At 73.1% G+C, this 13,633-nt stretch carries 10 protein-coding genes; 6 read left to right on the top strand and 4 right to left on the bottom strand.

Translation table 11 applies throughout. From position 1 onward, the window contains the following. Positions 1–290: 290 nt before the first annotated feature. Entirely contained in the window at positions 291–1,505 is a 1,215-nt protein-coding gene (locus AB0N02_RS16235) for a glycosyltransferase family 4 protein (protein WP_363946500.1), read from the bottom strand. 35 nt (positions 1,506–1,540) lie between these two features. Between AB0N02_RS16235 and AB0N02_RS16230 the strand changes: the two genes are divergently transcribed. The 3 genes from AB0N02_RS16230 to AB0N02_RS16220 are packed head-to-tail and all read left to right on the top strand — an operon-like array spanning position 1,541 to position 6,931. Then, positions 1,541–2,398: a PIG-L family deacetylase gene (locus AB0N02_RS16230; RefSeq protein WP_363946499.1), complete on the top strand. Its 858-nt coding sequence runs from the start codon at positions 1,541–1,543 to the stop codon at positions 2,396–2,398. Positions 2,399–2,432: 34 nt separating this feature from the next. Continuing rightward, complete coding sequence (locus AB0N02_RS16225) at positions 2,433–3,494, top strand: lysylphosphatidylglycerol synthase transmembrane domain-containing protein (RefSeq protein WP_363946498.1); 1,062 nt, start codon at positions 2,433–2,435, stop codon at positions 3,492–3,494. Positions 3,495–3,547: 53 nt separating this feature from the next. Beyond that, positions 3,548–6,931, top strand: coding sequence for a BTAD domain-containing putative transcriptional regulator (locus tag AB0N02_RS16220; protein ID WP_363946496.1), 3,384 nt, complete (start codon positions 3,548–3,550; stop codon positions 6,929–6,931). On the opposite strand, the gene AB0N02_RS16215 is transcribed toward AB0N02_RS16220, so the two are convergent. Continuing rightward, positions 6,921–7,526 (bottom strand): hypothetical protein, encoded by a 606-nt coding sequence (locus tag AB0N02_RS16215; protein WP_363946494.1) that lies wholly within the window; start codon positions 7,524–7,526, stop codon positions 6,921–6,923. The two genes, AB0N02_RS16220 and AB0N02_RS16215, sit on opposite strands and share 11 nt — an antisense overlap. A gap of 222 nt (positions 7,527–7,748) precedes the next feature. Between AB0N02_RS16215 and AB0N02_RS16210 the strand changes: the two genes are divergently transcribed. Continuing rightward, a complete protein-coding gene (locus tag AB0N02_RS16210; RefSeq protein ID WP_363946493.1) occupies positions 7,749–8,318 on the top strand; it encodes a VTT domain-containing protein in 570 nt (189 codons plus the stop codon). Between the two features lie 96 nt (positions 8,319–8,414). After that, positions 8,415–9,461 (top strand): serine hydrolase, encoded by a 1,047-nt coding sequence (locus AB0N02_RS16205; protein WP_363946492.1) that lies wholly within the window; start codon positions 8,415–8,417, stop codon positions 9,459–9,461. A 312-nt stretch (positions 9,462–9,773) separates the two neighbouring features. Here the strand turns inward: AB0N02_RS16205 and AB0N02_RS16200 are convergent, their stop codons facing one another. Then, positions 9,774–10,736 (bottom strand): RNA methyltransferase, encoded by a 963-nt coding sequence (locus AB0N02_RS16200; RefSeq protein ID WP_363946490.1) that lies wholly within the window; start codon positions 10,734–10,736, stop codon positions 9,774–9,776. After that, positions 10,729–11,502: a DUF4184 family protein gene (locus AB0N02_RS16195; protein WP_363946488.1), complete on the bottom strand. Its 774-nt coding sequence runs from the start codon at positions 11,500–11,502 to the stop codon at positions 10,729–10,731. Before AB0N02_RS16195 ends, AB0N02_RS16200 begins: the two co-directional genes overlap by 8 nt. A gap of 334 nt (positions 11,503–11,836) precedes the next feature. On the opposite strand from AB0N02_RS16195, the gene AB0N02_RS16190 reads away from it, so the two are divergent. After that, positions 11,837–13,603 carry a substrate-binding and VWA domain-containing protein gene (locus tag AB0N02_RS16190; RefSeq protein WP_363946487.1) on the top strand — a complete coding sequence of 589 codons (1,767 nt, stop codon included), beginning with the start codon at positions 11,837–11,839 and terminating at the stop codon, positions 13,601–13,603. Positions 13,604–13,633 lie beyond the last annotated feature (30 nt).

Here is a 13,633-nt window from a genome sequence, read left to right as displayed (position 1 = left end):
GCCCCGCCTGCGGGGGGCAGCGCGGCGCGACGGCCGTACCGGCCTCGAAGGCCCCTCGCCGTCCGCCCGGCGGGGGCCTTCCGCTTTCCCGCACCGCACGCCGGCTCCCGCCACCCGGTGCCCCCGCCCTCCGGGCAGCCCGCCGTCGTCGTCGGCCCCGCGGCCCGCGTCGGCTTCCGTCAGCCCACTCAGCCCACCCAGCCTGCGGTCAGCCTGCGGTCAGCCTGTGGTCAGCCCCTGACCGCGCGGGCCTCGGGCGGGTGCGGTGCCGAGCAGGACGGCCCCTCGGGTCAGCCCCTGACCGCGCGGGCCTCGGCATAGCACCGCTCGAAGCCCTCCAGCACCACCGGCCACGAACTGCGCACCGGCTCGGTCTCGCGGTTGTGGGCCGCGATCGACTCGCGCAGCTCGCGGTCGCGGACCAGCCTGGCCACCGACGCGACCAGCCCCTCGAAGCTCTCGCCGAGCAGGCCCTCCTTACCGGGGCGGACGAAGTCGGCCACCCCGCTCTGGGCGCGCGCGACCACCGGCACCCCGGCCGCCCTGGCCTCGAGCGCCGCCAGCCCGAAGGACTCGCGCGGCGCGGGGGCGACGAACACGTCGGCCGAGGCGAGCAGCTCGCGGATCCGGTCGCGGCTGTAGCGGCCGGGCAGCGAGACCCAGCCGCCCATCCCGTTGGCCCGCAGGTAGCGCTCCATCTGGGAGCGCGCGGGGCCGTCGCCGACGACGGTCGCCCTCATCGGCGTGCTCCCGGGCACCTGGGCGCGGGCCTCCTTGAGGAGTTTGAGCAGCCGTACGGGCTGCTTGCGCGGCGCCAGCCGCCCGACGGCCACCACGTGCACGGGCTCGCCCGGCTCGCCGGGCTCCCTCGGTCCCGGAGCCGGAGCCGCGGCCGAGCCCGGATCCGGGGCATGCCCGCCGGAGGCGGCGGCGGAAGGGCCGCCGGAGGCGTCACCGGAGACGTCACCGGCCGGCTCGCCGAGACGGCGCCAGCCGGAGACGTCCAGGCCGTTGGAGACCACGTGCACCGGTACCCCTCGCCCGGCGACCGCGCGGATCGGCACGGCCGCGGCCTCGCTCACCGCGGTGCCGACCAGTCCCCAGCGGTGCCACTCGAACAGCAGCCGCAGTCCCCGGTAGATCCCCCGGGTGACCGGGTCCCACATGCTGTGCACCGTCACCACGACGGGCAGCCCCGCGCGCACGGCGGCGCGCACGCCCATCCAGGCGAACGGCGAGACCGCCCCCGCGTGCACGTGCACCACGTCGGGCCGTCGCGCCGCCGCCAGCCGCAGCAGGCGGCCGACCCCGAACGGGTGAACCGGCAGGTCGAAGGGGAGCTTCGCGACGATCCGGTGCACGCCGGGCAGTGGTTCCCCGGGGGTCGCGGTCGCGACCTCGACCTCGTGACCCGCCTCTCGCTGCATCCGGACCAGGTCGGCCACCTGCACCTCGATCCCGCCGAGGCGCGGTAGGTAACAGTCACTGACGTGGAGGATCCTCACCGTGCCAGCGTAGCCCCGCGTGAGATCATGCCTGCGTGCCCGCCGGGGGCGGGCCGGAGCGCGCGAACGGAGTGAGGGCGATCAAGACCGTCAGAACAGCCGTGTTCTTCCATGCCCATCCCGATGACGAGGCCCTGCTGACCGCGGGCACCATGGCGATGCTCGCCGCCGAGGGCCACCGGGTGGTGCTCGTCGTGGCGACCTCGGGGGAGCTCGGCCTGGCCGACCTCGAACCCGGTGAGACACTGGGCGCGGCCCGGATGTCCGAGCTGTACAGGTCGGCCGCGGCGCTCGGCTGCGCCCGGGTGGTGAACCTCGGTTACGGCGACTCCGGCCTCTCCTCCGACGGCGGCGTCGCCGAGGACCGCCCCGACGACGCGTTCATCGACGCCGACACCGAGGAGGCCGCGGGGCGGCTGGCCGCGATCCTCACCGAGGAGGACGCCGACCTGCTGACGATCTACGACCCCGCGGGAGGGTACGGGCACCCCGACCACGTCCAGGTGCACCGGGTCGGCACCCTGGCCGCCCGGATCGCGGGCACCCCGATCGTGCTGGAGGCGACCGTCAACCGCGATCCCCTGCTCAGGGGGCTGCGCCTGATCCACCGGTTCTATCCCCAGCTGGACATCCGCGCCTTCGAGCGGGCCTACTCCCCCGGCGAGGCGATCACCCACCGGGTGGGCGTGCGGCGCTTCGCCCGGCAGAAACGGGCGAGCATGGCCGCGCACGTCTCCCAGGCCACCGGGGCCGACACCCGCACGCTGGGCGTGATGCTCAAAATCCCCCGGCCGCTCTACCGCCTGATCTTCGGCACCGAATGGTACGTCCGGCGCGGGCTGCCGCCCGGCACCAGGCTGAAGCATCCCTTCGAAGTTCCTCCCAAAGGATGAGTGACCTGACGGCACACTTGTTCGGGGAGGTTTCATGAAGAACAGGTGGGTTCAGGTCGGGCTTTCGGTCGCGTCGCTGGCGCTGGCCGCCACGCTCGTGCGCTTCCTGCCCCAGATCGTGGAGGCGATGACCGGCAAGCACGTCTCGTGGACGCAGATCGGCACCCAGTTCACCCGGCTGAGCTGGCAGATGATCGTGCTGATGGCGGTCGTCTGGCTGGCCAGCCTGCTGGCCTACACCTTCGTGCTGACCGCCTCCCTGCCCGGTCTGACCCACCTGCAGGCCCTGACGCTGAACGCCGCGGGCAGCGCGGTGAGCAACCTCCTGCCGTTCGGCGGCGCCGCCGGGGTGGCGATGACGATCGCGATGACCAAGGGATGGGGGTTCCAGCTGCGGGCGGTGGTGGTGTCGACCCTGACCAGCGGCATCTGGAACACCCTGTTCCGCTTCATCCTGCCCGCCGTGGGCATCCTGGCCCTGCTCCTCAGCGGGCAGCCGCTGAGCCCCGCCGTGACGGGCGCGGGCTGGGTGGGCGCGCTGTCCATCCTCGCCCTGGTCGTCGTGGTCGCCGTCGCCCTCTACTGGGACCGCGCCGCCGCCGCGCTCGGCCGCGCCCTCGACTCCGGCGTCCGGCTGCTGCCCCACAGGTTCCGCCCCTCCGAGCACGCCCCGTCCGCGTCGCTGAACAGGCTGCGCGCCGACACCTCGCAGGTCGTACGGCACCGCTGGCCCGGCCTGACGCTGGGCATGATCGCCTTCCTCGGCCTGCAGTGGCTGATCCTGGTCTGCTGCCTGCTGGCGACCGGCGCCTACCCCGGGCTGGCCCAGTCCATCGCCGTGTTCGCGCTGTCCAGGGTGCTGACCACCGCCGTCGTGACCCCCAGCGGGACCGGCATCATGGAGGCCGGCACCGTCGGCGCGCTGGTCTTCTTCGGGGCGCCGCTCGATTCCGCGACGGCCGCTGCGCTGCTTTTCGGCTTCTGGACCTACACTGTCGAAATCCCCTTCGGCGGGCTGGCGCTCGGCGCGTGGGCGTTTCTGCGTCGGCGCGGCAACGCCGCTCAGGCCCCCGAGAAAGAGCCGATCAGCCGCTAGATTGGGAAAAACCTTGTGCGCGATTCGAAGGCCCGCATAGCGTGGCGGCTGATATGGCGGCTGACAGCGTGGCGTTCCGGGTCCTCGGTCCGGTAGAGGCGCACTCCGGTGACGACGAGCTCGACCTGGGCGGTTTACGGCAACGTGCCGTTCTGGCCCGGTTGCTGGTGGCTCGCGGGCAGGTCGTGCCCGTCGACTCGCTCCTGTACGACCTCTGGGACGACGACGCCGCCAAGAGCGCCCAGTCGGGCCTGCAGGTCTACATCTCCCGTCTGCGCCGGGTCCTGGAGCCGGGACGCCCGCGCGGAGGCCCCAACAGGCTGCTGGTGACCGTCGCCTCGGGCTACGCGCTGCGCGTCGCCCCCGACCAGGTGGACGCTCTCCGTTTCGAGGCGCTGGTCCGCGCGGCGGGAGAGTACCTGGAGGGCGACGACCCCGCCTCTGCGCGGACGCGCCTGGAGAAGGCCCTGGGGCTGTGGCGCGGCACCCCTTACTCCGACTTCGCCGACCAGCCGTGGGCGGAGGCCGAGGTGAACCGCCTGGCCGAGCTGCGCCTGGTGGCCCGTGAGCGGCACGCCGACAGCGGCCTGCGCCTGGGCCTGCCCGCGGAGGCCGTACCCGACCTGGAGGCCCTGACCACCGAGCATCCGCTGCGCGAGGAGGGCTGGCGGCTGCTCGCGCTCGGCCTGTACCGGTGCGGGCGGCAGGGTGACGCGCTGGCCGCGCTGCGCAGGGCCCGCACGATCCTCGCCGACGAGCTGGGCATCGACCCGGGGCCCGCGCTGCGCAAGCTGGAGTCGGACATCCTGTCCCAGGACCCCGGCCTGCAACTGGCCGCCCCGCCGGTGGGCAGGCAGCGCCCGGCGATGCCCGCGGACACCTGGCCGCCCCGCCCCGCCGTCGCGCCGGCCGAGCTGCCGCCGCTGGAGCCCGAGCCGTTCGTCGGCCGGGAGGTCGAGCTGGACCGGCTGGTCACGGCCGCGGCCAGGACGGGCCGCTTCACCGTCGCGCTGGTCGGCGGCGACGCGGGCGCGGGCAAGACCACGCTGGTCCGCCAGCTGGCCAAACGGCTGTCCGACGAAGGCTGGAGCACCGCCTCCGGCGCGTGCCCCGACAGCAGCGCGACCCCTCCCGGCTGGGCGTGGGTGGAGATCCTGCGCACCCTGGTGAACGCCACGGGCCCCGGCGAGTACGCCCAGCTGCTGGCGCCGCTGCTGGACGACACGGCCCCGGAACCCGACGACGACCAGGCCTCCGGCGGTTTCCGGCTGCACCGGGCGGTCGGCGGCTATCTCGCCTCCGTCGCCAGGGACAGGCCGATCCTGCTGACGCTGGAGGATCTGCACTGGGCCGACGACCAGACCCTCGCGCTGCTGCGGGCGCTGCCGAGCCTGCTGGCGACCAGCCGGGTGCTGCTGGTCGTGACCTGCCGTGACAGTGAGCTGAGCGACCAGCAGTCCGACGTGCTGGCCGCGCTCGCCCGCCTCGGCCCCGTCCGCGTCGGCCTCGCGGGCCTGGACACCGAGGCGGTGGCCGAGCTGGTCCGGGCGACCTGCGTGCGCGAGGTGGACGCGGACGCGGTCAACAGCATCGTCGAACGGACCGGCGGCAACCCCTTCTTCGTGCGCGAGACGGTGCGCCTGCTCGACGCCGAGGCGGTGAGCGACCGCGCGACGGCCGCCGAGGTGATCTCCGGGGTGCCCTCGGGTGTCCGCGACGTACTGCGGCGGCGGATCTCCCGGCTGCCCGCGCCCGCCCAGCAGATCCTGCTGCAGGCCGCCGTCATCGGCCGCGACGTCGACGTGAACGTGCTGATCGACGTGACGGGCGACGAGGACGCCGTGGTCGAGGCGGTCGAGGCCGCGCTGCTCGCCGGGCTGGTCACCGAGCCGGGACCCGGCATGCTCAGGTTCGACCACGACCTGGTCCGCGACACCCTCTACTCCGACGCCTCCCGGCTGCGCCGCTCCCGGCTGCACGCCTCGGTCGCCGCGGCGATCGAGCGCAGGCACCCCGGCGACGTGGCCGCGATCGCCCACCACTACGACGCGGCGGGCACCGCGGACACCGCCGCCAAGGCCGTGCGCTACACCGGGCTCGCCGCAGAGCAGGCCGAACGGCGCTTCGCCCACCGTGAGGCGGCCTCGCTGTGGGAGCAGGCCATCGCCGCCTTCGACCGCTCCGGCGTCACCCACACCTCCGACAGCACCCGCGAGCGCCTGCTGCTGACCCTGAACCTGATCAAGGCGCTGGCGCTGTGCGGGGACATGGCCGCGGCCCGCAGGCGGCGGCGCGAGGCGATGGACGCGGCCCTGCCGCTGGGCAACCTGGAGCTGACCGCCCGGGTCGCCGCCTCCCTGGCCGTGCCGCACAAGGGCATGGCCCGTGACTTCACCCGCACCGCGTGGGAGATCGTCGACGTCGCCGAGCAGGCGCTGGTCGAGCTGCCCGCCGGCGAGCAGTCGCTGCGGGCGAGTCTGCTGGCCACCCTCGCGCTGGAGCTGGAGGGGTCGGCGACCCCCCGGGGCGAGCAGGCCTCGCTGGAGGCCGAGGAGCTGGCCAGGCGCAGCGGCGACCCGGCGCTGCTGGCGACCGCGCTGAGCGGGCGGCTGCGCCAGTCCTACGGCATCACCCCCGTCGGCGAGCGCGAGGTCATCGGCAGGGAGCTGCTGGAGGTGGGCAAGACGACCGGCCAGGTATCGGTCCAGGCCCTGGCCCATCTCGTGCTCATGGAGTGCGCCGCCGCCTCGGGAGAGTTCGCCGACGCCGACGCGCACGTGGCGGCCGCCGAACGGCTCGCCAGGCGGTACGGCCTGCCCGCGCCCGCCGCCGTCGGCGCGTGGTACGCCGGGCAGCGGCTGATGATCGCCGGTGACTTCGCGGGCGCCGAGCGCGCCTACCGCGACGCCGCCCGGCTGACCGCCCGGGCGGGCATGCTGGAGGGCCGCCAGGACCTGCCGCTGATCACCTCGTTCTGCCTGCACCTGGTCAACGGCAGGGCCGCCGAGATGGTCGAGCCGCTGGCCGAGGCGCACCAGCGCGGGGCCAAGTGGACCCTCGACGCGTACGCGGTCGCCCTGGCCTCCGCCGGGCACACCCGTGACGCGCGTGCCGTCATCGCGGTCAAGACCCCGGTCCGTCCCGACTTCCTCTACGAGCTGGCGATGATCTGGCGCGCCCTGGCCGGCATGCTGCTCGACGACAGGGAGCGGATGACCGAGGCCTACGACACGCTGCAGCCGTTCGCCGAGCGGATCGCGGGCGCGGGCACCGGTGTGGTGGCGCTGTGGCCGGTCTCGCTGACCCTGGGCGACCTGGCGCTCCGGCTGGGCTTCGCCGACGCGGTGAAGCCCCACTACGCGAACGCCCTGGCCGTCGCCCGGCGGGTCGGCGTACCCCGCTGGATCGAGGCGGCGCAGCGCTCGCTCAGCAGCTGACGCGGAACTTCTCGCTGCGTAGGGACGGGGCGCCGGAGACCGACAGCGTGGCGCGGTACCAGCCGGGGTTGTCGACCACGTGCGGCTGCCACTCGACGGTCTGCCGCCTGCCGGTGAAGCCGGAGTTACCGCTCAGGTAGGTGCGCCAGCTCCGGCTGCCCTCGCTCCAGCGTTGCAGGCGCCAGCCGTAGGAGACGGCCCGCTCCGGGTGCGGGTTGTCGATGACGCTCTGGAACCGGTAGGGCTTGTCGCACGGCTCGGACTCGGTGACCGGGCTGACCGTGACCGTCCCGACGGCCGGAACCCGCGCCGCGCCGTCCTGGGCCACGGTGTCCTGGGCCACGGTGTCCTGGGCCGCCGTGTTCTGGAACACCGCCTTCTGGAGCGAGGTGTCCTGGGCCGTGCTGTCCGGCACCGCCTTCGAGGACAGCGTCACGGTCTGCGCCGGAGCCTCCGCGCCCGCCCCGGCGGAGGCGGTGCGGGAGGCCTCCACCCCCACGTAGGCACCGGTGAAGGCGAGCGTGGCGACCAGCAGTTTCACGACGCTCGCGGTTCCACTCGCCACCACCGGCGCGACACTGCCTCGCGGACTCATGACGGATCCCTTCCCTTTCGTTCCCCCTACATGTAACCCCCGGAGGGTTGATCTCCGCTTGACGTCCGGTTGCAGTCCTCCTGTACGGCATGCCCCCCTGTACAGGGTGAGGTAAGCCTGACCTAATATCGAGTACGGCAAAGAAACCTTGGGCGGTGATGTTCACAGATGCGAACGCTCGCGGCAGGCATCCCCGATCCCAGCTCAGCGTCCCTTTTCGGGATGCCGCTGTGGCTCTGGGTCCTCATCGGCGGCATCGGTCTCTTCTGCGCCTTCCAGGCCTACTACTGGATCGGCCGCAAGCTCGGCCCAAGGCTCTACGCCTCCCGGCTGGGCAGGAAGATCAGCCCGCAGGGCGTCCGCAAGGTCGAGGCGGCCGTCAGCAGGTGGGGGGCGCTCGCCGTCTACGGCTGCTTCTGGGTTCCCGGGCTGCGGCACACGCTGCCCTGGGTCGCGGGGGTGCTGCGGGTCTCCTACCCCTGGTACGCCGTGGCGAGCGCGCTCGGCTGCCTGACCTGGGTGCCGGTGACCTCCTTCGGCCTGTACTCGATGGTCTGGGGCTGGCTGAAACTGGCCGCCGCCTCCCCCCTCCTGGCCGGCGCGGGCCTGGTGGCGGTGCTCGCGGTGGCCGTCGCCCTCGTCCTCGTCCGCAGGCACCGCGGGGCCGCGCGGCGGCGCGCGGAGTCGGCGGGCACGGAGAAGACCGGGGATCCCGGGGATCCCGGGGATCCCGGGGTCGCCGGGGATCCCGCGGACGCGAAGGGTACGGGGAACGCGGCCGTCATCCCGTGAGCCCGCGTCCCGGGCACACGGCCTACACGTCGGTGTCTCCATAGTCAAGCCGCCAAGACCCGAATAATGACGGTCACTTCTGCCACCATGATTCCCATGCAAAACGGGGGAATCCGCCTCATCGTCTGTACCGCACTGGCCACTCTGGCCACCGGGACCACCGTGGTCGCCGGAATCGCCGCACCCGCCCATGCCGGGCGGGCCGCCGTACAGACCGTTCACCAAGCCGCTCCCGCGGCCCTTCACGGCACCGCGAGCGGCGCGGCCCGGGGGAAGGCGCCGACCGTGGCCGCGCGGGCCGCCTACCTGTTCGACGCCACCACGCAGACCCAGCTCTTCGGCAAGCAGGCGACCAAGCGGATGCCGGTGGCCAGCCTGACCAAGGTCATGACGGCCTACGTGGTGCTGCGCGAGGCCAGGCTGGACGACATCGTCGCGATCACCGCCGCCGACGTGAAACACGCCGCGACCAACGACGCGACCGGAGCCTCGCTCCGCGCCGGGGAGCGCCTGACCGTCCGGGACCTGCTCTACGGGGTGATGCTCCCCTCGGGCGCCGACGCCTCCCACGCGCTGGCCCGCGTCTACGGCCCCGGCGACGCGAAGTTCGTGGCCAAGATGAACGCCGCGGCCCGCTCGCTGGGCCTGGCCGACACCCGCTACGCCAACCCCGACGGGCTGCCCAAACCGAGCGGCGGCTACTCCACCGCCCAGGACCAGGCCAAGCTCGCCGAGGTCGCGCTCGGCGACCGGACACTGCTGACCATCGCCTCCACCAGGCGCTACGCGGTGCCCAAGTCGAAGCTGCACCGGGCTCACACCTGGACCAACACCAACAAGCTGCTCGGCAAGGCGACCGGCACACTGGGCGTCAAGACCGGCTACACCCGGGCCGCGGGCTACTGCCTGTCGTTCGCCGCCGACCGTGACGGCCACCGGCTCATCGGCGTGATCCTCGGCGACTCCAAGCCCGACCGCCGTTTCCAGACCGCGACCAAGCTCCTGGACTGGGGCGGCGAGCGGATCTCCGGCGACGGCACCGGCACTGACACCGGAACGGGCACCGGCACCGGCACCGGCACGAACGACAAGGCGAACGACAAGACGGACGGCACCGGCGGAAAGCTCAGCGGCGACGCCTGACGCCCCGTGACCGGGAACGCCCACCGGGAGCACCCACCGGGGCGGGCACCGCTCATCGGCGCCGATCCGCCCCTCCTCACCGCCCGCCGTACCGGCGCCCGAACCGCCACGAACACGGTGCGTACGAGCGGGCATCGCGCCAGGCGCGACGGCCGCCCGCCGTACCGACCGGACGAGCACGAACACGGTGCGGACGAGCGGGCATCGCGTCAGACTCGATGGCCGCCCGCCGTACCGACCAGCCAGACGAACACGGTGCGGGCGAGCGGGCAGCGCGGCGGTGCGATGGGGGGCCGCTCTCGCCGTGTCCGGTCAGCTGTGGCGCATCAGGCCGTGGCAGGCGATGGCGGCGGCGGCGACCACGTTGAGGGAGTCGACGCCGAGACCCATCGCGGCCGGGCTCATCGGGATGCAGACCGGCTCGTCGGCCTCGCGCAGCCAGCGGGAGGACAGGCCGTCGCCCTCCGAGCCCAGCAGGAGGGCGACCCGCTCGCCCATCTTGACCGCGTCGATCGGGGTGGCGGTCTGGTCGGGGGTGAGCGCCAGGGTCTGGAAGCCCGCCTCGCGCAGCTCCGCCAGCCCGGCGTACCAGTCGGTCATCCGCGCGTAGGGGATGGCGAAGACCGCGCCCATCGACACCTTCACCGACCTGCGGTACAGCGGGTCGGCGCAGCGCGGCGACAGGATCACGGCCTGCACGCCCAGCGCGGCGGCGCACCGGAAGATCGCGCCGACGTTGCCGTGGTCGACGAGGTCCTCGAGCACCAGGACGCGCCGGGGACCCCCTCCGGCGTCACCGGGGACGGCGCCCACCGTACGGAGTTCACCGCCTTCGCCGCCGGGAGCGGCGCCCGCCGTACGGGATCCGCCGTCCTCCGCGTCACCGGGAACGGCGCCCGCCACGTGGGGGGCGCCGTCTTCACCGTCGCCGGGGGCCGCGACGCCGCGCAGGATCTCGGTGACCGCGGGCAGCCTCTTACGGTCCATCGCGGCCAGGGCGCCCCGGTGGACCGGGAACCCGGCGATCGCCTCCATGGCGTCGTCGTCCACCACGTGGACCCGGTCGCCGAGCGTGTCGAGCAGGTCGGCCAGGGAGTCGGCCCAGCGACGGGTCAGCAGCACCGAACGCACCGGGTAACCGGCCGCGACGGCCCTGCGGATCACCTTCTCCCCCTCGGCGATGAACAGGCCGTGCTCGGCCTCCAGGCTCTTGCGCAGCTCGACGTCGCGCAGGCCCGCGTAGTCGGCCAGACGGGGATCTGAGGCGTTAGGCACCCTGAAATACTGCCATGACCCGCTTGAGCTGCCACATCATCGCGTACACCACCAGGAACGCGCAGCAGCCGACGACCACCCCCGCGCCCATCCTGGTGATCAGCTCGATCCTGCTCGACGCGGGATAGATCCTCGGCCACACCGCCGCGCCCATCAGGGCCGAGGCCACCGTCAGCAGGACCACGCCGCGCCGTACCAGGCCGGGGAGCGCCAGCCGTTCGGGGGTCGCGGCCGGTTCCATCCGGGACAGCCCGCGCCGGGCCCACCAGGCCACGACGGCCAGGCCGGCCACGGTCGACAGGTACTGCAGCACGCGGAAGACCGGCAGCGGGCCGACGGCCGGAGCGGACAGCCACTCCCAGCCCCACACGCCCTGGCTGTAGGAGTGGGTGAAGGAGTCCCACAGCTTGTGGCTGAAGGCTCCGACGACACCGCCCGCGACCATGGCGGGCAGCCGCCGCGGGCCGTACCCGCCGGGGGCCAGCGAGGCGGCTCTGCCGACGAGGTGGGCGGGCAGCAGCGCGATCAGGGGGTCGCGGAACAGGAGGTGGAAGAGCCCGAGCAGCACGACGACCGCGAACGGGTCGATCGTGAAGACGCCCCTGAGAGAGTGCCAGATCATGTAGTCGGGCAGGAATGAGAAGAAGATCGGCAGATCCGGCACCATCGCCCCCAGGGCGAGGGCCCACGGATCGAGGAACCTGCGGATCCTCGCCGAGGAGATCAACGGCAGCACGGCGGCGACGTGGCTGGGCGTGAACGGCACGGATTTTCCCCCGATGATCTGCTGACTCTTCCCCCCGGGGAGACTACGCCGCCGACCGTGCCTCTTGGCCGATCCCGCCGCGACGAGGCCGTGGGCGGCGGACGCGCCGCGGACGCATCGTGGACGCACAGCGTCCGGTGTGCCACGTCATCACTCCTGACCTGCTCTTCCTCATGCGACACAGAGCTTCACAGTGATCACCCAAGGTGATAGGTGCAGCAGAAAGGGTGTTTTGCCGCAATAAGCATTCCCAGTACAGTTCCGTGAACATTGCGGAGAACCTCCGTATAAGGTGACCCGCTAGCTTCAGGACACCGACACCGAAGAGGGCATCGTGAGCGGACGTCACCGGACGGATGAGCTCGACGACGGCTACAACCTGCCTCCCCGGCGCCGCCGGGGCGGGTTCGGCGCGATACTGGCTCCGCTGGCCGGATCCGTCGCCCTCGCGGTGCTGCTCGGCGTCGCCGCCTTCGTGATCATCAACCGGGACCGCGGGTGCGCGGGCGGCGAGATCGCGCTGCGGATCACCGCCTCACCCGACGTCCAGCCCGCCGTGTCCCGGATCGCCGAACGCTTCACCCGGGCCGCCCACGAGGTCGACGGCAGGTGCGTCGCCGTCACGGTGACCAAGGGCGTCCCGGCGACCGTGGCCTCGGGGCTGGGCGGCAACGGCGGCGAGGTCGGGGCGATGGACGTGTGGATCCCGGACTCGTCGCTGTGGGTGACCGGCCTGCGGGCGAAGAACCCGCAGGCCCCCGCCCCCGGACCGTCCGTCGCCCGCTCCCCCATCGTGCTGGCCGCCCCGGCCTCGGCGGTCCCGGAGCTGAGGAGGGATCTCGGCGGGGCGAGCTGGAAGGGCATGCTCGGCGCCGCGAACGTGACCGGCGCCGACAGTCCCGGCCGCCGGGTGCGCGCGCTCGCGCTGGACCCCTCCCTCAACGCCGCGGGACTCGGCGCGCTGCTCGCCGCCTCGGGGACGGCCACGGCCTCGGGCGTCGGGCAGGAGGAACTGGTCGGCGCGCTCAAGACGCTCGCCGGATCGACCGTCCGCGACCAGGACGCGCTGCTGGCCAGCCTCGGTGTCAAGGGCAGGAGGGTGCCGATCGGCGTCGCCTCCGAGCAGGGCGTCTGGGCCTTCGACAGCGTCAAGAAGCCGCGGGACCCCATCGTTCCGCTGTACCCGGCCGAGGGCACGATCGACCTCGACTACCCGCTGGTGATCACCACGGGGGACGCGACGGCCCGCCGGGCGGCGCAGGCCTTCCAGGAGGAGCTCGGCACCCAGGCCGCCGGCAAGGACCTCCGAGACCAGGGCTTCCGCACCCCGGACGGCGAGGGCGGCGCGGCGCTGTCCGGCACCGGCGGCTTCCAGGCCAAGGCCCCCCGGACGCTGCCGACGCCCGACGCCGGGACCGTCGCGAAGCTGTCGCAGTCGTGGTCGCGCCTGAACCTCGGCACCAGGCTGCTCACCCTGCTGGACGTCTCCGGCACCATGGCGCTGCCGGTGCCGGGAACCGGCCTGACCCGGATGCAGGCGATCACACGGATCGCCACGGAGGGCATCAAGCTGTTCCCCGCCAAGAGCGAGATCGGGGTCTGGGAGTTCTCCACGCACCTCGACGGGCGGGGCCTGGACTACCGCGAGCTGGTTTCGGTCGGCCCCTTGACCGAGAACCTGGACGGCGTCCTGCGCAAGGACCTGATCACCAGGAGACTGGCCGCGACGAAGGCCAGGGAGACCGGCGACACCGGGCTCAACGACACCCTCGCCGCCGCTTACAAGCGGATGACGGAGGAGTACCAGGGCGACAAGATCAACACGGTGGTGATCCTCACCGACGGCGCGGGCAACGACGACCCCGACGGCGGGATCTCCAACCAGGAGATCCTGAGGATTCTGAAGCAGCGGTACAACCCGGAGAGACCGGTCAGCGTCCTGATCATCGCCTTCGGCCCGGACGCCCCCAAAGGCAAGCGCCAGATGGACGCGCTGGCCAGGGCGACCGGCGGCGACGCCTACATCGCCAAGGACATCGGCGAGGTCCGCAGGTTCTTCCTGGAGGGCATGAAACGCCGTCTCTGCGCGCCCCACTGCTGATCTTTCTTCCCTCGTACGGCACGAGCCCCA

The sequence above is a fragment of the Streptosporangium sp. NPDC051022 genome, assembly GCF_040683035.1.
GTDB lineage: Bacteria > Actinomycetota > Actinomycetes > Streptosporangiales > Streptosporangiaceae > Streptosporangium.
The sequence above is the reverse complement of the archived record's forward strand: the minus strand, read 5'-3'. Positions and strand labels throughout refer to the sequence as shown.

Bases quoted from the DNA above. Each gene is read 5' to 3' on its own strand.
- AB0N02_RS16210 (WP_363946493.1), top strand. From the start codon at position 7,749: ATGCCGCTGTGGCTCTGGGTCCTCATCGGCGGCATCGGTCTCTTCTGC.
- AB0N02_RS16205 (WP_363946492.1), top strand. From the start codon at position 8,415: ATGCAAAACGGGGGAATCCGCCTCATCGTCTGTACCGCACTGGCCACT.
- AB0N02_RS16225 (WP_363946498.1), top strand. From the start codon at position 2,433: ATGAAGAACAGGTGGGTTCAGGTCGGGCTTTCGGTCGCGTCGCTGGCG.
- AB0N02_RS16220 (WP_363946496.1), top strand. From the start codon at position 3,548: ATGGCGGCTGACAGCGTGGCGTTCCGGGTCCTCGGTCCGGTAGAGGCG.
- AB0N02_RS16215 (WP_363946494.1), bottom strand. From the start codon at position 7,526: ATGAGTCCGCGAGGCAGTGTCGCGCCGGTGGTGGCGAGTGGAACCGCG.